The organism is Nocardia sp. NPDC049220, from assembly GCF_040647855.1.
GTDB lineage: Bacteria > Actinomycetota > Actinomycetes > Mycobacteriales > Mycobacteriaceae > Nocardia.
Genome location: NZ_JBEZDA010000004.1, coordinates 139,636 through 159,759, shown reverse-complemented (window position 1 = coordinate 159,759; position 20,124 = coordinate 139,636). Strand labels below are relative to the sequence as shown.

Here is a 20,124-nt window from a genome sequence, read left to right as displayed (position 1 = left end):
CCTCCTGGATTGCCGGTCTGGTCTGCGTTACTTCTCGGTCTTGCGCCTTCGCCCCCACTGACGGGCCGGCCGATTGCACCGGATTCTCGTCTCCGTCCGGGGGGACAGTGGAGCGTCATGCTCCGGGCAGTTCACCTGCCCGGCCACTGGACTTATCAACTCAACGACAGCGACTGTATACCGGCCCGCACGGAATGTCTACACCCGACACAACAGATTTTCGTTTACCGATGCAGGCGTTTTATTTCACATGGGTTGACCGGCGCGCCGGTCAACGAAAGTATGTTCGATCCGGTGTGGGGGCCAGACATCCCGCTTTCACGCTTGGAATGGGGCCCGGGCGAACCTAGAACAGGTCCGCGCGCAGTTGCTCGACGCCGCCGCGTTCAGCAAACACCTGCCGCCCGACCAACTCGAACGCGCCGCATAGCAGATCGGCGAAGTTCTGCGGATCTATCGAGAGGAAAGTGAGCAACCGACCGGCCCGGCGCGTCCGGTGCCGCGTGCCTGGACTGCTGGGGAGCGAACCGGCGCTCACGCTGAATCAGCGAAAGCAACTTCGGTTGAGTATCTCGATCGTGCCCTCGTTGCCTTCATGAGGTGAGGATGTGTCATCGCCGATCACGGCGTGCCGTCACGGTGGTAGCTGGTGGGGCGAGCATGATCGCCAGCACGACGAAGCTGACAGCGAGATCCGGGCACGGCTGCGTGGCCCGCACAACTCGCTGACCGCCGCGGCAATGGCATGGCGGAGATCGGCGGGTTCGACTGTCGCGCTCACCTCCCGATCGTGACACGCAGACCGACAGCCCTCGCTCGATCCCTATCCCCATGACCACAGTTACGAGCTGTAGTCGCCCCGCATGGACCCGTGCACGGCATTCGCCGCGCTCGACCCAATCGGCGTTCCCGGCCTCGATCTCGGTCCCGGCTGGACTCCGGTGGGGCGTAGGGCCGCGCGGTTCCCTACAGCGACGCACACCTCGTCGCTCCGCACGGATCGGCGCTGGAGGCGAGTTGCGTGATACGCGCCAGGCTCGAATGGTTTCATCGTCGGCGCCGGCCGTGCGCATCTGCTCCACGCGCTGCGTTATCCACTCCTGCTCAGATCCCCCGCGGCTGACGGTGTTCGCGTTGTGCGTTCTGGTGCTGGCGCTCCCGCAGGACCTGCATCGGTTCCTGCGCCCGATCACGCAGCTGCTGAGCGAGCAGCAGTTCCTGGCGGGCGGTATGCGCGTCGGCGATCGCGATGAGCGTGCGCATCATCTGCTCGACCGCTGCACCATCTCCGCCGCCGGATCAGGCCGATCGGCGTGTTTTGCGAGCTGGATGACGATCACCGCCGCCACACCCGGCCCCGGCGGCCGCTGCCCCCGCGCAGGCGGGCGCCAACGCAGAAGCGCGGGCCACTGGGCCGAGCGGGTCAGTTCCGCCGACGCGTCAGCGAACACCCCCGGTTTCGTTTCCACACGCCGCGACCAGACCGCGAACACCCCCGCCGCCTCGCCCACTCACCACGGTTGTCAGCCGGGATGCTCGCCAGATATTCGTTCCACTTCCGCAGATTTGGATGGGCGCACACCCACAGCTTCGGATCGTCGAGACGTCCACCGGCGCGGCATTCGGTCTTCCACGTTGTCAACGCCTCCGCGCGGGCTGCTGGGGAGTCGTCCCCTGGTCATTCCAACTTCGCCGAGACGGGCGGCTGACGAATGTCGAACTGGCCGAGCGCGTGGGCCTGAAGCCGCCGCCCTGCCTGCGCCGGGTGAAGCGGCTCGAGAACGTCGGGATCATCAGTGGATACCGGGCGCGTATCGATCCGGCCGCGTCAGGCCGGGCGTTCGAGGTCATCGTGGCGGTGGAGATCAGCATCAACGATCTGCAGACGGTCGAAGAATTCGAGAACGCGATCGCCTCCCACCACGAGGTCGTGGAGTACCAGCGTCTCTTTGGCCGGCCCGACTACTTCGTCCGTGTCGCGGTGGCCGACCGCGAGCTCTTCGAAACCTTCCTGAACATCAAGGTCATGAATTTGCGGGCGGTTGCGAGAGTGGATTCGCACCTGATCATGAAGACGATCGAAACCGACGACTGAACCGGACCGATCCCCGTCTCAGCAGCACCGCGCTGTGGGACGCCGCTGGGTCGGGGGCCTGACACCTGGCGGTATTACCCGTGGTTGCCGAGATCCTGGTCGGGCCGGTCTCGGCGAGGCCCGTGCGTCGTCGTTCCAGGTGGGTGTCGGTGGGGATCGGTAGCGTCGGGTGCTGTGGAAACTGGGGAACGTATCCAAGAGCTCGCGGACCGCATTGTGACGCTGCGCGATGCCTATTACCAGGGCTCGCCGTTGGTCGCGGACGCAGACTACGACGCAATCGAGGACGAGCTGCGTGGCCTGATCGAGAAGCATCCCGACCTCACGCCTCGCCCGAATCCTCTGGAGCAGGTCGGCGCGCCCGCAGTACTGCACGCCCCGATTCGGCACTCACGTCCGATGCTGTCGCTCGAGAAGGCGACCAAGCCTGAGCAGGTCGCGGCATTCTTCAACCGCTTTCCTGGCCAGTCTGTCGTGGTGATGCCGAAACTCGACGGCCTGTCCCTGGCCTTGGTCTTCGAGGATAGGCGGCTGGTTCGTGCCGTGACCCGGGGTGACGGAACCACGGGTGACGACGTCACCGTGCTGGTCCGCGCGCTGGTCGATGGCGTCCCTGAGCGAATTGAGGTCCCTGGGCGGGTGGAGGTGCGTGGCGAGGCGGTGATGCTGCGCTCGACCTTCCTCGCTTACAACACGGCGCATCCGGACAAACCGCTGATCAATCCGCGCAACGCAGCGGCGGGCACGCTCCGTGCAAAGGACCCAGCCACGGTTGCCGAGCGTCGCCTGCAGTTCTTCGGCTTCGACTTGGACTCCTCTGCCGGCGGCGCTGCCGTCGACCTGGGAAACGGGCTGCGGGCACTGGGTGTGGCGTGTGCGCAGATGCGGCTTTGCGCCGACGCCGAGCAGGCGCAGGCGGCGATCACCGCGATCGAGCAAGGGCGCAACGAGCTGGACTACGACCTCGACGGTGCGGTACTGCGGCTGGCCGACCGCGATGCGTACGCGGCGGCCGGGACTCGGTCGAACTCCCCACGCGGCGCGCTGGCGTTCAAGTTCGCCGCCGAGGAGAAGACCACCGTGTTGGTCGAGGTGGTCTGGGATGTCGGCAAGACGGGCAAGATCGTCCCGGTCGCGTGGCTGGAGCCGGTGTTCGTGGGCGGCACGACGGTCACGAAGGCTACGCTGGCCAACCAAGAGGTGATCCGTGCCCGCGACATCAAGGTCGGTGACACGGTGCTGGTGCGTCGCGCGGGCGACGTGATCCCGTTCGTGGCAGGCGTACTCGACGCCGCGGCGCGCACGGGTGCGGAGCGCGAGATCGTGCCGCCCACCGCCTGCCCTTCGTGCGAGCAGCCGGTGATCGAGCAGGGCAACAGCCGGGAACTGTTCTGCACCAACGTTTCGTGCCCCGCACAGACGGTGCGCAGGCTCATCCACTGGGCGTCGCGGGCAGCGGCGGACATCGACGCCATCGGGCAGGTGTGGATCGAGCGGCTGGCCGAAGCGGGCATCCTGGAGCGCCCCTCGGACTTCTACACGCTGACCAAGGAGCGCCTGCTGGAGTTCGACCGCATCGGTGAGGTCTCCGCCGCGCGTATGATCGACTCGATCGATGCCAGCCGCCAGGTCGGCCTGCGTCGCGCGCTGATCGGTCTGGCGATTCCGATGGCCTCCGACGGGACCGCCGCGCGCCTGGCTCGAGCGGGATTCGGCTCTCTAGAGGAGGTTGCCGACGCGGGCGAAGAACGACTCGTGGCGGTGGAGGATGTCGGACCCAAGGTCGCTGCATCCCTGGTCACGCACCTGGATCGGCTGCGTCCGGAACTGGCGCGGCTGCGAGCGACAGGTGTCTGTCTGGACGTGCGCGAAGAGGACCTTCCCCCGGTCATTGCGGTCGGCGCACCCTTGAAAGGCAAGACGGTGGTGATCACCGGCGCCATCAGCGACCCGCGCTCCGGCGAGAAGGTCGCCCGCCCAACGTTCCAACGCCTGTGTGAGAAGGCGGGCGCGACGGCTGCGTCCTCGGTCTCAGCGAGCACCGACCTGCTCATCACCGGAGCGGGAGTGGGTGCGAGCAAACTGACCAAGGCGGAGAAGCTCGGTGTCGAAGTCATTGACCAAGGCCAGATTTGGAGCCTGCTGATCGCCGCTGAAGTCATCTAGACCTCGGCACACCCGGCCGCACCAACCGGGACGCACCGACAGACCTGTGGTCGCGTGTTCTCGATCGCGGACCGTTCGGCCACAGGCTCGGCCCAGCCGCTGCAGAATCAGCGAATCCGATTCTCGCTGAGGCGTCACAGCCCACGCCGTTGCGCTGGAGTGGGACGAACCCGTGTGTCATACGCCGACGAATCCTCAGGTACCGAAGTGGTGCTGGTAGAACGAGACCGGCGGCTGTTTGTGCACGATGGACGACGTTCCGTGGTGTTGGTTGCTCGCGGTGTAGCAGACCTCGTGGGCGTGGCTCTCGACGCGGGTGCGCACCTGGCGTCGTGCATGGCGCCTTTCGCGACCGAAACAGTGCGCGTGTATGTTGTTCGGGTTGTTGAAGCAGTCACCGGCCCGAGCGTTCAGGTGGGTGCAGGCGTAGCGGGTCGTGGTCGACTTCCCAACACGGTAGAGCGAGCTGAACGGGTGGTCGGGGCATCCTTCGCGCACGACGACCAGTGCGGCCTCGCGGCTCCGACCCAACCCGGACACAGGCCGCTACGATCGCACTCCCCTCCCCTTGCGGTCGATCCGCCACGGCAATACTGTTCCGACACAGGAGATGTCGTAACTGAGACAACTCTTTGGATCTGACGCTGCGCTGTTCATAGGAGTTCCCGGCATTGACCAAGCCCCTATCGTCGCCCGAAACCCGCACTGCCGGCTGTCCGTACTCGACGCCCGGTCGGACCGGTGCCCCGCCTCGCGTTGCTCTGTACACCGACGAGTATGCCGCCGATCCGCATCGTGTCTTCGCCCAGATGCGCCGTCAGTACGAAAATCTCGTACCTGTGGACTTGGCCCCCGGCGTTCCAGCCACTTTGGTGATCGGATACCACACTGCCATTCGGGTCTTCAATGACCCCGAACGTTTTTCGGCCGACGCGCGCTCGTGGGAGAAATCCCTTCCTGCCGACCACCCGCTCATGCCGATGATGGCATGGCGACCCAATGTGATGCGCAGTACCGGACCGGAACATGCCCGGTACCGGCAGGCGATCACTGCCGCCCTCGATGGAGTCGATCTGTTCTCCATGCACCAGAATGTCGAAGCGGTCGCCGCCCCTTTGATCAACAACTTCTGCATGGACGGCGAAGCCGAACTGATCAGCCAGTACGCCTTCCCGCTGACCTTCCACGTGCTCAACGCCATGCTCGGTTGCCCACCAGATCTCGGGCAGCACATCGCTGCCGGCATGGCCGCCATGTTCGAAGGTGGCTCCGCCGCCACCGAAGCGGACGCCAGGATCAACGAAGCACTCTTGGAGCTGGTCACGCTCAAACGCGCCGAACCTGGCCACGACATCACCTCTCGTCTGCTGGCCCACCCGGCGCAACTCCAGGACTCGGAGATGGTGCACCAATTGGCCGTGCTTTACGGGGCCGGGATAGAGCCACTGACCAACTTGACAGTCAACACCCTGCTTCTCATGATCACCGACCCGCGGTTCACCGGCACATCACCACTCGGCGCCACCCCTACGACCCGGGACGCGCTGAACGAACTGCTGTACACCGATCCGCCGATGGCGAATTACTGTCTCAGTTACCCGAGGCAGCCGATCATGCTGGACGGAGTGTGGCTACCCGCCGATCAGCCGGTCATCATCAGCATGTCGGCCTGCAACAACGATCCGGCGATCCACTCGGGCGAGTACACCGACAACAACGCGCATCTGGCATGGGGTTCCGGCCAGCATGCCTGCCCCGCCAGGTCGATCGCCTATATGGTCGCCCAGAACGCGATCGATCAGTTGCTCGACGCGCTCCCCGAACTGCGGCTCGCCTGCCAGGTCGAGCAACTGCATTGGCGGCCAGGACCTTTCCATCGCGCCCTCTCAGCGATGCCGGTGATGTTTCCCCCGTCGCCACCGCTCGGTCCGTGACGTCGCTGCTATCGCGCTAGATGCGGCCGCCCCGGGGCTTTTTCACGATATCGCGAGTACGCTGCGTTGCGGACCTGCCGCGTGAATATGCCGCAATTCCGTACCGAATATTGGTGCGCCCGAGCAAATGTCGAGAATATTCGGAAAATTCGTAGAACGGGCCGCACCGTAGCTCGGGGTATTCTAGAATCCTTTGCAGCGCTATCTATTCCAGTACCGTAAGACCGCTCTGAATCCGCAATCCCATTGACCGCCTGCCGAATCCCCCGGTTCGGCAGCGCATCGGCAGCACTGTAAGTTGTTGACGTAGTCGACTCGCCGGTGACATCTGGCAGCGAGCAGGCCTTGCCGCATCGCACTGAGGAGGATGCCGTGTCTCAGCCCATTTTCCTGGATATCAGGCCAGGCAAGGAACGCATTCTAACCCGGGCATTCGAACTCGCGCAAGAGGATCCGGCCTTGGCTGAACGCTTGATGCGCGTGCAGGCTGAGGCCCGGGGTATTCGCACGGTGGAGGTCTGGGTTACCGACGCGTGCAATCTGCGATGCAAGGGGTGCTGGTTCTTCGAACATGAAATGGACCAGCAGAGCACGGAGATTCGTGATCTGGGGTCGATCCGCGCGTTCGCCGAACAGCTACGCGATTCCGGAATCACCAGCACACTGCTGATCGGCGGTGAACCAGCATTGGTCTTGGATCGAATCCGCGTGTTCGCGAAGACGATTCGCAATGTCACCGTGGTGACGAACGGAACGCGGCCGATACCCTACGACGGACTGGAAGATCTCGCCATCGCGGTGTCCTTGTGGGGCGGCGGACCGGTGGACGACGAGTTGCGTGGTTATCGCCCCAACGGTCGGCGGATCAGCGGGTTGTTCGAGTCGGCGCTGCGTACCTATGCCGATGATCCGCGGGCCATCTGGGTCTATACGCTCAGCGAGGCCGGGATGCCATACCTCGAACGAACCGTCGAGGCCATCGCCAACAATGGCAACCAGATCAACTTCGGTTACTACAGCGACTACGGCACTGATCCCGCTGCGCGGATACGCAATGAAGAACGGGTGCTCCAGGAAATGAACCGAATGCGCGAGACTTATCCCGATACCGTTGTCGGGCACCCCTATTACTTCCGCACTCTGGTCACCGGCCGTACGCATTGGGGTACCTTCGGCGCCGAGACCTGTCCCAGTATCAGCAACGATCACCCGGCACATGCCCAGCGCCTTACCGAGGGGCATCCGATCGTCGGCCGCTTCAACGCCTATCGGTCCGACCAAAGTATTCAGTATTGCGCCACCACCGGAGACTGCGACAACTGCCGAGACAGCCAGGCCGTATGGAGCTGGTTGCTTGTCAATATGCATCGTTTCCTGGGCGATCTCGACCAGCTGAACACCTGGGTGACGTTGGCCGAGAACTTCTACCGCCAGTACTACTGGTCCAGCTACCATCCCGCTCGACAGGCGCCCGCCGCACCGGCGGTCGGAGCATAGCGTCAGGTGACGACCAATTATGGCAACAATGTCTCTGGAGAAGGCTCGGCTCTTCTCGGATGTCCTTCGTGGTGACCCGGGCGCCCGGATCCTTTGGGCCCGGCCCGGGTCGGACCGGCATCGGCAATACGAGAAGGTCCGCGCCCAGGGCGCCCTGGTCACGAGTCGCCGCGGCCTGTTGTTCACCGCGTCCCACGGTCTGAGCCACCAGATTCTCACCAGCGGCGACTTCGGCCCGACGCCCATCGGTGCGTCCAGCCGCCGCAAGACGAACGGCGACCTGACGTTCGTACATCCGGTCGACGACTCGTTTCTGAAGCTGGATCCCCCCCGGCACACGGAGCTGCGGTCCCTGGTCGCTCCCACCTTCCACCGGCGTGAACTTGCCGACCTCGGGCCCCGGATCGAAAAGAGTGTCGAGCACTGCCTGAACGAGCTTCCGCGCGGCCGGGTCACCGATCTGATCACCAACTATGCCGAAGCCGTTCCCTTGGCGGTGATCTCCCGCATTCTCGGCCTACCGCAAACGGAGGCCCCGCGTTTCGCCGCGTGGGGAAATACGCTCGCCTCGTTGCTGGACGGCGCCAGAACATCGCAGGAACGTCAGCGTTCCGATGCGCTCGTCACCGAGATGACGGCGTACTTCAGGGATCGTCTGAACCACGTCGACCCCCAGAGTGCCGGGCTCATTGGTGTTTTGGCGCGGCAATGTCCGGCACGGCTGACCGTGCGCGACGCCATCGCCACGTGCAGCATGCTTCTGGTCGGCGGTTTCAGCACCACCACGCACCTCATCGGAAACGCTCTGCACACGCTGCTGCGGCAGCCTGACCTCCGACCGGCCGCCGGCGACTACGCGCCGGTGATCGAAGAATCCCTGCGTTACGATACCCCCGTCCAGTACGTCGTCCGGGTCGCCAAGACCGACACCCGGCTGGCCGGTCGGGTCATCGCCGCTGGAACGCCGATCGTGCTGCTCCTTGCCGCCGCGAATCGCGATCCGGAAATCTTCACCGACCCACACGTTTTCGATCCCCACCGCCGAGAACTTCGTCGCCACCTCACTTTCGGTGCCGGGATCCATTTCTGTATCGGCGCTGCGCTGGCTCGGGCGGAAGCTGCTGTCGCTGTTCAACGCTTCTTCGAACGGTATCCGAACGTCCAGATCGCGGAAAAGGCCGCCCCCCTGCCCTCCCGCGCGCTCCACGGGTTGCGCTGGCTGCCCGTCGTGCTCGAGATCTGATGCGCACGGCTTCGCGACGTCCTCGATCAGCCGACAGCTCAGGCCGCCAACTGTACGGGTCAGAAACCCGAACCGGCCCCTACCCACCCGACAGTTCAGTTGCTCGGAACCAAGCTCACAAGTGGTTGTTTGGGTCGATACCGCAGCGGCGTAGATCGTCCAACAGGTGAGACCTGCTGTCGCTCAGGATATCCGGTGTAACGGACAGGACCTCATGTCGCGTGGGCGATAGAATCGCATCTCTAGATCGTTCGGTTGGCCACGAAGGTAGCTAGAAGTCTCCGCGCACACCGCCCCTGAGGTGAATGCGCCATGGGCGCGCTCATGATGCCGTCCGCGCGGCGCGCCGTCATGCCGCTGGCCGGATGGGCCGTAGCCGGTGGTTGTCCAGTCGATCTCGCGAACGTCCGGTATTGCCGAGTTCAGGGTGTTCGCAGGAACGTGGACACGATCTCGGTTGCACCGATGAATACTGGGCGGATCCGTCGTCGATACCTCTGGATACGCCGACGGCGGGTCAGAGCAGATGCAATCGATCGGACAGTGATCCGGCGGGGTGAGCGGGAGGCACAGTGAGCGGTACCAGAGTGTTGGTGGCGGGGGCGAGCATCGCGGGGCCCGCGCTGGCCCACTGGTTGCACCGGCGAGGGGCCGCGGTGACCGTGGTGGAGCGGGCCCCCGAGCTGCGTCCCGGTGGGCACGCGGTGGACGCGCGCGGGGTGGCCAAGGAGGTCATCCGGTGGATGGGGCTGGACGCAGCGGTGCGCGCGGCCTGCACCGAGACCGCCGGCGCACACACCGTGGATGCGGATGGGAACGTGTTGGAAACCTTCCGCGCCGCCGACGACGGCGGTGACGGGTACATCGCGGAGATCGAGATCCTGCGCGGGGACCTGTCCCAGGTGCTCTACGACGCCACCCGCGATGGTGTCGAGTACATCTTCGGCGACCGGATCGTCGAGCTCGCCCAGGACGCGGACGGGGTCGACGTGGTCTTCGCGGGCGGCGACCGGCGGCGCTACGACCTGGTGGTCGGGGCGGACGGGTTGCACTCGGCGCTGCGAGCGATGGTCTTCGGGCCGCGTGAACGGTTCGTCCGCCATCTTGGGCTCGTGCTGGCCTTCTACAGTGTGCCCAACGAGTTCGGGCTGGACCGCTGGCTGATCGACTACCAGGAGGCCGGTCGCTCGGCCGGCCTGCGGCCCATCCAGGACGCCACCCGGGCGATGGCAATCTTCTCCTTCCCCTCGGAGGACTTCGACGTCGACTACCGCGACGTCGCGGCACAGAAGCGCCTGTTGCGCGAGCGGATGGCCGGGATGGGTTGGTTGACCCCGCGCATCCTTGCGCACCTGGACGACACCCCGGACTTCTACCTCGACCAGGTCGCCCAGGTGGTGCTGGACCGCTGGTCGAGCGGACGGGTTGGGCTGCTCGGGGACGCGGCGTTCAGCTCATCGCCGATGTCCGGGCAGGGCACCGGGCTGGCCCTGGTCGGCGCCTACGTGTTGGCTGGAGAGCTGGCCGCCGCCGGATGGGACCCGGAGACCGGGTTCGCCGGATACGAGCGGCGGATGCGCTCGTTCGTCGCGGCCAACCAGGAGATCGGCCGGTTGCACGCTCGTAGCCTCGCTGTTCCCGCGCCGGTGGCCGAGTCGGGCACGGAGCCCGACGTCGAGTGGGATCTCGAGCTGATCGAGCGCGCGATCAACGGCATCGAGCTTCCCGACTACACAGAGGTGCCGGACTCCGGGGTCCCGGCCGCAACGCCGATAACCTCCGCGGCCAAACCATAGGTGTCACATAACGCGTCGAGCGGGACGAGGACTCGGACGGCCACCGCCGGACTGCGTCCGTTCGTGTCGCGTTCCGGCCGTGCGGACAAGCCGTGGTCGGTGTCGGCAGACGATCTCGCGAACGTCCGGATTGCCGAGTTCCGTGTTTTGGTCACGGTGGAAAACGGTTCGAAGACTGCGATGTATGTGTCTTAGCATCGCCTGGTGGCGGATACGGTGAACCGGCAGTGGATTTTGCGGAGGCGGCCCGAGGGGGCGTTGCGGGATGGGGATTTCGAACTCAGGAACGTTCCGGTTCCGGTTGCGGGGCCGGGGGAAGCCTTGGTCAGGGTGCATCGGCTGGGTATTGATCCTACGCAGCGTGGTTGGCTCAACGATGCGGACAACTACATTGATGCGGTCCCGGTCGGCACGGTGATGTGGGGTAGCGGGGTGGGACAGGTGGTGCGCTCGAACACTCCGAACTATCCGGTGGGCAGTTGGGTCGCCGGTATGGTCGGCTGGCAGGATTATGCCGTCGCGTCCGAAGGCGGATTGTTCGGGCTGAACGTGGTGCCCGACGGTGTACTCCCCACGATGATGCTGAGCCTGTTCGGAGCGCCCGGCTTGACCGCGTACTTCGGCATGACGGATATCGGCCGGCCCGAGCCCGGCCAGACGGTGCTGGTGTCGGCTGCGGCCGGTGTGACCGGCTCGATTGCGGGACAGATAGCGAAGGCCTTGGGCTGCACTGTCATCGGCACCGCCGGCGGTCCGGACAAGTGCGCCTGGATCATTGATCGTGCGGGCCTGCATGCCGCCATCGATTACAAACATGATGACATCGACGCCTGCTTGACCCGCATGGCCCCGGACGGGGTCGATGTCTTCTTCGATGGTGTCGGCGGCCGTGTTCTAGAGCATGGTCTGGCGCACCTGGCGCCCGGCGCTCGTGTTGTCCTGGCCGGTGCAATCTCTTCCGGGTATCAAGGTGCGGATGCGCGGTGCGGGCCGCGGAATTACATGCAACTGGCTATGCGCCGGGCACGGATGGAAGGGTTCATCTTTCTCGACTATCTAGGCCGTTTTCCGGAGGCGTTCGCGGCGTTGCGCGACTGGCACGACCGGGGCGAACTCACCATCGCCGAAACCGTAAGCAGCGGTTTGGAATCCGCGCCGAGCGCATTGCGCGCTGTCTTCGAGGGCAGCAATCTGGGTAAGCAGTTGGTTGACATCGTGGAGTCCTGAAACCCTCCGACCACCAACGACTGCGGGAGATGCAGGCCGTGTGAAAGGTCAACCGGATGGCATGGTCTGACTGTTCGCTCATGTCGCTGTGCGGGCGATCTGAGCAGTGAGGTCGGCTTCGGTGCGACCGTGTTGATGTTGCGGAACGCGCGTTCGTGTGGTCACAGAGCCGACCTCATGTCCGCGTGGATGATGAAATCGCATTTCTAGGTCAGTTCGGTTGGCCATAGAGGTAGCCAATAATTGTTCCCAGCTGCGGCTGTGACGAATGCCGGCCCGCCGTACTCGGTGAACGTCCCGTTGTGCCGATGTGGGATCAGTGTCGACGATGGAGATTGCGGGCGTCTGCGACCGCGGGCTCGCGCGCAGTCGGGATACTGCTGCCTTGATACAGGATCAAAGGTGGCTGCCTATGCTAACGATCGGCACGGTGGTGGCACAGTGGACCGGAGGCGGGCCGAGTGAGGAGTGACAGACGTTGAGCGGACGTATCCCTAGCCGGTGGGAAGACCTCACTGCTGCCGACCCTGCGCATTCGACGTGGTATGTGGAGCGGTTCCGGACATTGGCGGCGCAAGGCACAGACATCGTCGGGGAGGCGCGGCTGGTCGACGCAATGCTCGAGCGCGGTGCCCGAGTCCTGGATGCGGGGTGCGGTCCCGGACGTGTGGGTGGCTACTTGCACCGAGCTGGTCACGTCGTGGTCGGTGTCGACGTCGATCCGGCGTTGATCGCTGCGGCGGAGCAGGACTATCCCGGCCCAGCCTGGATAGTCGATGATCTCGCCGAACTGGACTTGTCGGGCCATGGGATCGCCGCCGACTTCGATGTCATCGTGTGCGCGGGAAACGTGATGACATTTCTGGCGCCGTCCACCCGGGAGGCCGTGCTGGCCGGGTTCACCCGAAACCTTGCCTCGGCTGGTCGCGTTGTTATTGGGTTCGGCGCCGGTCGTGGTTACGAGTTCCCGCAGTTCTTGGCCGACGCCGAGGACGCCGGACTCACGGTGGATTTGCGGCTTTCGACGTGGGATCTGCGCCCGTTCACCGACGAGTCCGACTTTCTGGTGGCGGTGTTCTCGCGCGCAGAGTGAAGCCTTTGCCGGCAAGTGAGTCTCCCCATCCAAGATCTCTTCTGCCCTCATAGGAGGCTGCAGCGCGTTGCTGCTGAGGTGGCGCATCTGGTGGACGGCGTCACCAAACTGGACAAGGTCAACCTCGACGCGGCTGCCGAGACCGAGACGTTAGTGAGCCACACCTATACCGAAGGGGGCAGCCGGTTGAGGAGCCGCTCAGCGGCTATCTGGACCCTTGCCGCTGTCGTCGAATCGGCCGGGCAACTCAATCGCGCCTGGCCTGTGGCGGTGTCGCCCGGTACCAGTACCCACCGGCCCGCGCAGCGCGTCGATGCGATTGCGAACGCAGCCCACACAGAGTGGCCGTTCGCTACCGTCGATCATCCAATGCCCCTACAGCGCCACCACGAGGCCAAGCAGGAGGATGCGGGCTCGGAGGTGGGCGCAGATGATCGACAACTGCCCCCGCGGTGCTGTCACCGAGTGGTTCACCAGCTGCGGTTGGACCGATCAGCGCGCCTTCGTCAACTACAACATCCACGACCTCGGCCGCTGAGCGGTCATCGATCAACCAGGGCGTTGTAATGCGGCCCTGAGCTGGTATTTGTCCGACGATTTCGGGTCAGCGGACCGTGCGATTTTCCGGGGTTTTGCCGACCGCCCGTGACCGTCGTGACGAGCACCCGGAGCGATCGCGGAACGGTGTCGGTTGTGCGACGGATCGGTGGAGATGCTGCTAGTTGATAGCTCGGCCGGGAGGTTGCTGCCACATGCTGGCGGAGAGAGGTCGGCCCTGCACTCAGCGAAGGGAGATACGCGGTGGCATTGGGACGTCGTCGGCTGCTGATCGGCTTCGCCGGTGCGAGTGGCCTAGCCCTGGCCGGATGCGGGCTGCGCAAGCACGCGCCCCCCGAACCCGCCACTCTGCGATTCGATCCTCCACCTGGCACCCACGACGTCGATGCGCGCGCCCCCGGTATGGTCACGGTCAGTGGCGGGACGCTGCGGTCGGTCGAATGGATCGATGAAACCGGTCGACCGCTGCCCGGTTCATCGGCACCCGATCATCGAACCTGGACCAGCACCGAACCGCTCGGCTACGGGCACACCTACACCGCGAAAGCCGTGGCACACGGCGAAACCGGCGACGTCACCGCCACGACAACCTGCACCACGGTACAGCCACGACAGCTGATCGACGTCTCACTGCGCTCCGCGAATCTCGTCGACCTGACCGAAAACGACACTTATGGAATAGGTTTCGTGCTCGTCGCCCGATTCGACGAGCCCGTCGACCGGGCGGCTGTGGAACGCCACCTGAAAGTCACCGCGCAGCCCGCCGTCATCGGCGCCTGGTATTGGCTCGACGACCAGAACGCACATTGGCGACCCGAGCACTATCACGCACCGGGAACCAGAATAACGATCGCGGCCGAACTCTTCGGCGTCGCGCTCGGCGACGGCCGTTACGGCCTGCGCGACCAACGGGTGTCGGTGACAATCGGGCCCGCGCACGTCGCGATCGCCGACGACAACACCAAGCAGATCGAGGTCTTCGACAACGGAAACCTGGTGCGCACCATGCCCACATCGATGGGCATGGGCGGCACCGAGGTCGTCGGTGGTAGAGCCATGTCGTTCTGGACCCGCCCCGGCATCTACACCGTGCTGGACCGAAAAGACCCGGTGATCATGGATTCCGCCACCTACGGCTTGCCCGTCGACTCCGGGCTCGGTTACCGAACGAGCATCAACCACGCGGTCCGCATCAGCCACGACGGAATCTTCGTGCACGAACTAGCCTCGAGCATGTGGGCCCAAGGCAATACCAATGTCTCCCACGGCTGCCTGAACATATCCCCCGACGATGCCGGATGGTTCTACGACTTCGTTATCCCCGGCGACGTCGTCGAGGTCCGCAACACCGGCGGCGACCCCCTCGATATCTGGCAGAACGGCGATTGGAGCGTCCCCTGGTCCGATTGGCTTCGAGGCGCCCACACGTGACACGAAAAAGTAGGTCACCGATTCCATCTCGCTGCCCAGACCAGCACGAAGGGCTGTCATGACCGATTACCCGTTCCGTTTCGGCGTCAGTCTGTTCACCGTGAGTTCTCGATCTGCCTGGCGTGATCGTGTACGCGAGGTAGCGGACTTGGGGTACGACGTACTGCAGGTGTCCGATCACCTGGGCATGCCGTCGCCGTTCCCGGCGCTGGTGGCCGCGGCCGACGTGACAAACATGCGACTGGGTACGTACGTGCTCAATGTGGGCATCGTCAGCCCCGCGTATCTGGCCCGGGACGTTGCCGACGTGCACCGCCTCACGGACGGCCGCTTGGAACTCGGCCTCGGTACGGGATATGTCCCTGCCGAGTTCGAAGCCGCGGGCGTGCCGTTCGGCACGGGAGGCGAACGCGTGCGCAAACTGGAGGCGACGCTGGCCGCGACGCGCGGTCTGCTGGCCGCAGAGGCCGACAAACCGATGCCACCGATCATGCTGTCGGGGTCCGGCGACCGCATGCTGCGGGTGGCCGCGCGCGAGGCTGACATCTTCAGTTTCTCGATCATGGCGGGAGTGACGGCTGGCGTGGCCCCGGAGGAAGCTTTCGCCCGCCGCGTTCGAGTGCTGCGCGAGGCGGCGGGCGACCGCTCCGACGACATCGAGCTGAACTTGTTCGTCGCCGCGGTGGGCGAGAGTGTGGACAAGCTCGACCTCACGATCATCCGCCGGGCCAGCGGTCTCGACGACGCCCAGCTCGGTCGGTTGCCCGGCGTGCTGGTCGGCTCGCCGCGTGCGATCGCTGACCGTCTGCGGCGGTATCGCGAGGAACACGGCATCAGCTACATCAGTGTCCTGGAGCCGGACATGACTGCGTTCGCCGAGGTCATCAAGCAGCTGCGGTGACGTTCCGGCCCCGGTTCATGCCCCTCGTGGATGAGATCGAGAAAATTGTGCACTGCCGGGCTGACGGCACACAGGCGCATCATGTCGCTAGTGACGAAATTGAGGCCGCGCACCGGAACCGCCGACGACGACGCTGGTCGGGTTGGTGATCCTATCCTGTTGCGGCGGTGGTTCGGTCGATCATGGCGCGGAGTTCATGGGCGGCGACATTCGCGCCGAATGCCTCGGTGCCCGGTTGGAGTCGGATGCCGTCGGCAAGCGGTCCGGCGATGACGGTGTCGAATCCGAGTTCGTCGACGAATGCGGTGATGGCGGCGAGGTCGTCGGGGTCGTCGCCGGCAATCGCGATGGCCTTGCGGCCGAGTTCGCCGGCTGGTCGGGCTTCGTCCTCGAGATCGTGGTAACCCATGTGGTTGAACGCCTTGACCACGTGCGCGGTGGGCAGGAACTGCTGGACGATTTCGCTGGTCGATGTACGTGGGTCGGTCAGGTCATCGCGAATGCCGTCGATCTCCCACCAGTAGTTCATGGCGTCGATGACGAGTTTCTCAGCCAGTTGCTCGACGGGGATCGTCGGGTATTTCCCCAGCGGCAGGGCGAGGATCACCACGTCTGCTCGACGTGCTGCCTCAGCGGGCCAGGCCGCGGTAGCGCCGGGAACGAGCACCTCGATCGTGAGGGCGATCTTCGCTGGATCTCCGGAGCCGGCGATGAGGACCCGGTAGCCGGCCGCAACGGCGAGACGAGCCAGGACGGTGCCGACTTTGCCGGCGCCGAGGATGCCGATGGTGCGCGCGGTGGGTGTCATCGGGATACCCTCGACGTGGCCGGCCGCTCGGCGAGCATTTCGCGGACCAAGGGTAGGACCTTGGTGCCGTAGAGCTCGACGGCACGAAGCCGGGAGCTGGCGGAGAGGGTGCCGCCGGCGGAGTAGATGAGGTCGAACCGGCCTACTCCCAGGATCTGGATCGCGCGGGTCATCTTGCGGGCCACGGTTTCGGGTGAGCCGACATAGAGGGAGCCGTGCGCTACATCGGCGTCGAACTCCTCCCGGCGTAGCGGCGGCCAGCCGCGGAGGGCGCCGATGCGGTCGCGGATCTCCTTGTAGCCGGGGTAGAAGAGCGCCTGGGCTTCGGCGTCGGTGTCGGCGACGAACCCGGGTGAGTGCATTCCGACCGGGTAGGCGGGGGTGCCCAGTTGTTCGGTGGCGCGCCGGTAAAGGTCCACGTAGGGCGCGAAGCGATCGGGTTTGCCACCGATGATGGCCAGCATGAGTCGGAAGCCATAATGGGCAGTGCGGACAACCGATTGGGGCGATCCACCTACTCCGACCCATGTGGTGAGTCGACCGGAGTCGGTCTTGGGGAATACCTCGGCTTGGTGCAGAGCTGCCCGGGTAGTGCCTTCCCAGGTGACAGGCTTCTCGTCGAGAAGCTTCGCGAACAGGTCGATCTTCTCCTCGAAAAGGATTTCGTAATCGCTGAGGTCGTATCCGAACAAGGGGAAGGACTCGGTGAACGAGCCGCGGCCGAGGATGACCTCGGCGCGTCCGTGGGAGAGCGCATCGACGGTGGCGAATCGCTGGAAGATCCGCACCGGGTCGTCGGAACTGAGAACGGTGACCCCGGAGGCGAGACGGATGCGGGAGGTAGTGGTCGCTATCCCGGCCAGCACAGTCTCGGGGGTGGAAATCGCGAACTCGGGACGGTGATGCTCGCCCAAAGCGATCACGTCGATACCGATCTCGTCGGCTAGGACCGCCTCGTCGACGACGGCGCGAATGGCTCGGCCATAGGAGACGACGTTGCCGTGGTCGTCTCGGGGCAGGTCGCCGAAGGTGTCGATGCCGAATTCGATGGTGTCCATAGTGGTCTCCTCCATGCTCTGCGTCCGGTCGTCGGTCCGTGAGCGGCTCATGTGGCTACCCGGTCGGCGGCGAGCAGCTCGCGCACGCGCGGGGCAACCTCGCTGCCGAGCAGCTCGATGCTGCGGGCTCGGGCCCGGCGGGGCAGGTGCAGGATGTCGTACTTCAAGTCGAAACGGCTCAGGTGGAGGTCGCGGGCCATGGTCGCGATCTTGCTGGCCACGGTCTCCGGCGAGCCGACGAACAGCGCGCCTTCGTCCAGTTCCCGCTCGTAACGGTCCCGGGTGGCGGCGTAGAACCCCCGTTCGCGGGCGAGTTGTTCTACAAGGGGTTTCCAGTACACCCACCAGAGCTCACGTGCTTCCTCGTCGGTGTCGGCGACGAGCCCGAGCGAGTGCTGACCGATCGGCTGCATGGAATGCCCGAACTGCTGCAGGGCCCGCAAGTACAGTTCCACATTGCCGGCGAAGCGTTGCGGGCGTCCGCCGATGATCGCCATCATCAGCGGGAGCCCGTAGCGAGCGGCCCGGATTACCGAAGGGGGGCTGCCACCGACACCGATCCAGGTGGGGATGCCGCCCTCGGGCATCCGCGGATGCAACCGCTGGTCGACCAGTGGGGGCCGGAAATCGCCCGACCAGGTGACCCGCTCCTCACGCTGCAAGCGTATGAACAGATCGAGCCGCTCCTCGAACAACCGCTCATAATCGGCCAGGTCATAGCCGAATAGCGGGAACGAGTCCGTCGCCGACGCCCGACCGAGCACGATCTCTGCCCTGCCGTTCGAGACGGCATCGACCGTGGAGAACGACTGGTACAGCCGCACCGGATCATTCGTGCTCAATACCGTCACCGAGGTGCCCAGCTTGATCTTCTCTGTCGACGCGGCGACCGCCGCCAGCAGCACCGGGGTTGCCGAGTCGGTGTGGCCCTCGCGATAGTGCTCGCCCACGCTGTATACATCCAAGCCCACCGATTCCGCCAGCTGGGCCTCCTGGATTTGCAAGCGAATGGTGTCCGCGTCGGAGAGTGTGCGTCCCCCGTCCGTGGCGACCTCACCGAATGAGTCCAGGCCGATCTCGAATTCCGTTGCGCGTACCACCATCACAGTCGCGACCTTTCCGCGGACTGACGCTTGATTTCCTCGGTACCGTTCACTTCCACTCCTTCGGATCTCACTCGTGGCTCGGATCAGAACGAGTAAGGCCCGAAGCGTCCCCACGCGATCACCGCGGCGAGCGCGAACAGCACCAGGCTGGGGGCGATCTGCGCGTATTCGTTTCGGCGCGCGTGCGTCAGGGCGGCGCCGAGCATGGTGAGCGCGATCCCGACCGCGGCGATCGGGGTGAGTATCGGAGCGATGTCGGTGACTGCGGGCAGTACCAGCCCGAGGCCGCCCAGGACCTCTACGGCGCCGATCGACTTGACTTGCCCGTCGGTAAAGCTCTCCACCCAGGGCATCTTCGGGGCGAGCTTCTCGCGTGGCTGACCGAGTTTCCCAGCGCCGGCGGCCAGCATCGCCACGGTCACGACACCTTGCAGGATCCAGAGGAAGACGTTCACGTACAGGGCTCCTATTTCGTTGTTCGGCGGGGTGGTGAGCGGATGCTCGATCGAACACGAGCATAAACGGACTTTACCCCGCTTATATTCCGCCGGTAAGTTGGAGCTCATGGAACCGGCTGCGCTCCCCCTGGCCTCACCGCGTCCAGAACGCGGTGACGCCGCCCGCAATCGCCGGCATCTGTTAGCGATGGCGCGGTTGATGATCGCCGAGGTCGGCGTCGAGAAGGTCACCATGGATGGCCTGGCCGAACGGGCCGCGCTCGGCAAAGGCACAGTTTTCCGTCGATTCGGGACCAGGGCGGGGATCTTCCACGCATTGCTGGATGAGGACGAGAAGGCATTCCAGCAGTCGGTGCTCTCCGGACCGCCGCCGTTGGGTCCGGGTGCGGCCCCGGTTGCGCGGCTGATCGCATTCGGTCGCGCCCGCATCGATTTTCTGTTCGACCACGCCGCGATCGCCCGTGCGTCGCTCGACACCAACCAGCCCATCCCCGTTGGAGTGGGCGCCATCTCCCAATTCCATATCCGCATGCTGCTGAATCAGGCACACGTCGACGTCCTCGACACCCATGTGCTTTCCGTTCAGCTCGCCGCGGCACTCGAGGGACCGATTCTGCTTTATCTACGGACACCGACGGCGGCCGACGCCGACCGTCTGCGCTGGCGACTTGCCGACGGATGGCAAAAACTGATCGAACGAACCTGCACACCACTCGTGCTGGATACCGACTGACGTTTCCGAGATGGGGACCA

The 20,124-nt window shown here is 65.0% G+C and carries 19 protein-coding genes; 13 read left to right on the top strand and 6 right to left on the bottom strand.

The features are described from left to right. Nucleotides 1–367 precede the first annotated feature (367 nt). Complete coding sequence (locus tag AB0C34_RS14615) at nucleotides 368–430, top strand: DUF6374 family protein (RefSeq protein WP_357072234.1); 63 nt, start codon at nucleotides 368–370, stop codon at nucleotides 428–430. Nucleotides 431–608: 178 nt separating this feature from the next. Then, nucleotides 609–794 carry a hypothetical protein gene (locus tag AB0C34_RS14610; RefSeq protein WP_357071748.1) on the top strand — a complete coding sequence of 62 codons (186 nt, stop codon included), beginning with the start codon at nucleotides 609–611 and terminating at the stop codon, nucleotides 792–794. 310 nt (nucleotides 795–1,104) lie between these two features. Here the strand turns inward: AB0C34_RS14610 and AB0C34_RS14605 are convergent, their stop codons facing one another. Further along, nucleotides 1,105–1,266 carry a hypothetical protein gene (locus tag AB0C34_RS14605; protein WP_357071746.1) on the bottom strand — a complete coding sequence of 54 codons (162 nt, stop codon included), beginning with the start codon at nucleotides 1,264–1,266 and terminating at the stop codon, nucleotides 1,105–1,107. A gap of 304 nt (nucleotides 1,267–1,570) precedes the next feature. Between AB0C34_RS14605 and AB0C34_RS14600 the strand changes: the two genes are divergently transcribed. Further along, nucleotides 1,571–2,095, top strand: coding sequence for an Lrp/AsnC family transcriptional regulator (locus AB0C34_RS14600; protein WP_357071743.1), 525 nt, complete (start codon nucleotides 1,571–1,573; stop codon nucleotides 2,093–2,095). A gap of 174 nt (nucleotides 2,096–2,269) precedes the next feature. Beyond that, nucleotides 2,270–4,261: an NAD-dependent DNA ligase LigA gene (ligA, locus tag AB0C34_RS14595; protein ID WP_357071740.1), complete on the top strand. Its 1,992-nt coding sequence runs from the start codon at nucleotides 2,270–2,272 to the stop codon at nucleotides 4,259–4,261. Nucleotides 4,262–4,456: 195 nt separating this feature from the next. Here the strand turns inward: ligA and AB0C34_RS14590 are convergent, their stop codons facing one another. Then, nucleotides 4,457–4,801, bottom strand: a complete 345-nt coding sequence (locus AB0C34_RS14590) for a hypothetical protein (RefSeq protein WP_357071737.1) — start codon at nucleotides 4,799–4,801, stop codon at nucleotides 4,457–4,459. Between the two features lie 131 nt (nucleotides 4,802–4,932). Between AB0C34_RS14590 and AB0C34_RS14585 the strand changes: the two genes are divergently transcribed. The 8 genes from AB0C34_RS14585 (at nucleotide 4,933) to AB0C34_RS14550 (ending at nucleotide 15,941) form a co-directional block, all read left to right on the top strand. Then, entirely contained in the window at nucleotides 4,933–6,195 is a 1,263-nt protein-coding gene (locus AB0C34_RS14585; protein ID WP_357071734.1) for a cytochrome P450, read from the top strand. A 372-nt stretch (nucleotides 6,196–6,567) separates the two neighbouring features. Beyond that, a complete protein-coding gene (locus tag AB0C34_RS14580; RefSeq protein ID WP_357071731.1) occupies nucleotides 6,568–7,692 on the top strand; it encodes a radical SAM protein in 1,125 nt (374 codons plus the stop codon). Nucleotides 7,693–7,711: 19 nt separating this feature from the next. Beyond that, nucleotides 7,712–8,935, top strand: coding sequence for a cytochrome P450 (locus AB0C34_RS14575; protein WP_357071728.1), 1,224 nt, complete (start codon nucleotides 7,712–7,714; stop codon nucleotides 8,933–8,935). A gap of 572 nt (nucleotides 8,936–9,507) precedes the next feature. Then, nucleotides 9,508–10,731, top strand: a complete 1,224-nt coding sequence (locus AB0C34_RS14570; protein ID WP_357071725.1) for an FAD-dependent monooxygenase — start codon at nucleotides 9,508–9,510, stop codon at nucleotides 10,729–10,731. Between the two features lie 204 nt (nucleotides 10,732–10,935). Next, nucleotides 10,936–11,958 (top strand): NADP-dependent oxidoreductase, encoded by a 1,023-nt coding sequence (locus AB0C34_RS14565; protein WP_357071722.1) that lies wholly within the window; start codon nucleotides 10,936–10,938, stop codon nucleotides 11,956–11,958. Between the two features lie 478 nt (nucleotides 11,959–12,436). Then, entirely contained in the window at nucleotides 12,437–13,051 is a 615-nt protein-coding gene (locus AB0C34_RS14560) for a class I SAM-dependent methyltransferase (protein ID WP_357071719.1), read from the top strand. 801 nt (nucleotides 13,052–13,852) lie between these two features. Next, nucleotides 13,853–15,040, top strand: coding sequence for an Ig-like domain-containing protein (locus tag AB0C34_RS14555; protein WP_357071716.1), 1,188 nt, complete (start codon nucleotides 13,853–13,855; stop codon nucleotides 15,038–15,040). A 58-nt stretch (nucleotides 15,041–15,098) separates the two neighbouring features. After that, complete coding sequence (locus tag AB0C34_RS14550; protein ID WP_357071713.1) at nucleotides 15,099–15,941, top strand: TIGR03621 family F420-dependent LLM class oxidoreductase; 843 nt, start codon at nucleotides 15,099–15,101, stop codon at nucleotides 15,939–15,941. Between the two features lie 151 nt (nucleotides 15,942–16,092). On the opposite strand, the gene AB0C34_RS14545 is transcribed toward AB0C34_RS14550, so the two are convergent. The 4 genes from AB0C34_RS14545 to AB0C34_RS14530 all read right to left on the bottom strand — a co-directional run bounded on the left by AB0C34_RS14545 (nucleotide 16,093) and on the right by AB0C34_RS14530 (nucleotide 19,368). Further along, nucleotides 16,093–16,749 (bottom strand): NAD(P)-binding domain-containing protein, encoded by a 657-nt coding sequence (locus AB0C34_RS14545; RefSeq protein WP_357071710.1) that lies wholly within the window; start codon nucleotides 16,747–16,749, stop codon nucleotides 16,093–16,095. After that, complete coding sequence (locus AB0C34_RS14540; protein WP_357071707.1) at nucleotides 16,746–17,807, bottom strand: LLM class flavin-dependent oxidoreductase; 1,062 nt, start codon at nucleotides 17,805–17,807, stop codon at nucleotides 16,746–16,748. The genes AB0C34_RS14545 and AB0C34_RS14540 overlap by 4 nt, the downstream gene beginning before the upstream one ends. Before the next feature lie 47 nt (nucleotides 17,808–17,854). Next, nucleotides 17,855–18,910 (bottom strand): LLM class flavin-dependent oxidoreductase, encoded by a 1,056-nt coding sequence (locus tag AB0C34_RS14535; RefSeq protein WP_357071705.1) that lies wholly within the window; start codon nucleotides 18,908–18,910, stop codon nucleotides 17,855–17,857. 86 nt (nucleotides 18,911–18,996) lie between these two features. Next, nucleotides 18,997–19,368, bottom strand: a complete 372-nt coding sequence (locus tag AB0C34_RS14530) for a DoxX family protein (protein ID WP_357071702.1) — start codon at nucleotides 19,366–19,368, stop codon at nucleotides 18,997–18,999. Between the two features lie 109 nt (nucleotides 19,369–19,477). Here AB0C34_RS14530 and AB0C34_RS14525 point away from each other — a divergent pair, with 109 nt between their 5' ends. Continuing rightward, on the top strand, nucleotides 19,478–20,104 hold the full coding sequence (locus AB0C34_RS14525) for a helix-turn-helix domain-containing protein (protein WP_357071699.1): 627 nt from the start codon (nucleotides 19,478–19,480) through the stop codon (nucleotides 20,102–20,104). Nucleotides 20,105–20,124 lie beyond the last annotated feature (20 nt).

Coding starts and splice junctions, on each gene's coding strand:
- AB0C34_RS14605 (WP_357071746.1), bottom strand. CDS start 1,266: ATGATGCGCACGCTCATCGCGATCGCCGACGCGCATACCGCCCGCCAG.
- AB0C34_RS14600 (WP_357071743.1), top strand. CDS start 1,571: ATGGGCGCACACCCACAGCTTCGGATCGTCGAGACGTCCACCGGCGCG.
- AB0C34_RS14575 (WP_357071728.1), top strand. CDS start 7,712: ATGGCAACAATGTCTCTGGAGAAGGCTCGGCTCTTCTCGGATGTCCTT.
- AB0C34_RS14550 (WP_357071713.1), top strand. CDS start 15,099: ATGACCGATTACCCGTTCCGTTTCGGCGTCAGTCTGTTCACCGTGAGT.
- AB0C34_RS14545 (WP_357071710.1), bottom strand. CDS start 16,749: ATGACACCCACCGCGCGCACCATCGGCATCCTCGGCGCCGGCAAAGTC.
- AB0C34_RS14540 (WP_357071707.1), bottom strand. CDS start 17,807: ATGGACACCATCGAATTCGGCATCGACACCTTCGGCGACCTGCCCCGA.
- AB0C34_RS14535 (WP_357071705.1), bottom strand. CDS start 18,910: ATGGTGGTACGCGCAACGGAATTCGAGATCGGCCTGGACTCATTCGGT.
- AB0C34_RS14525 (WP_357071699.1), top strand. CDS start 19,478: ATGGAACCGGCTGCGCTCCCCCTGGCCTCACCGCGTCCAGAACGCGGT.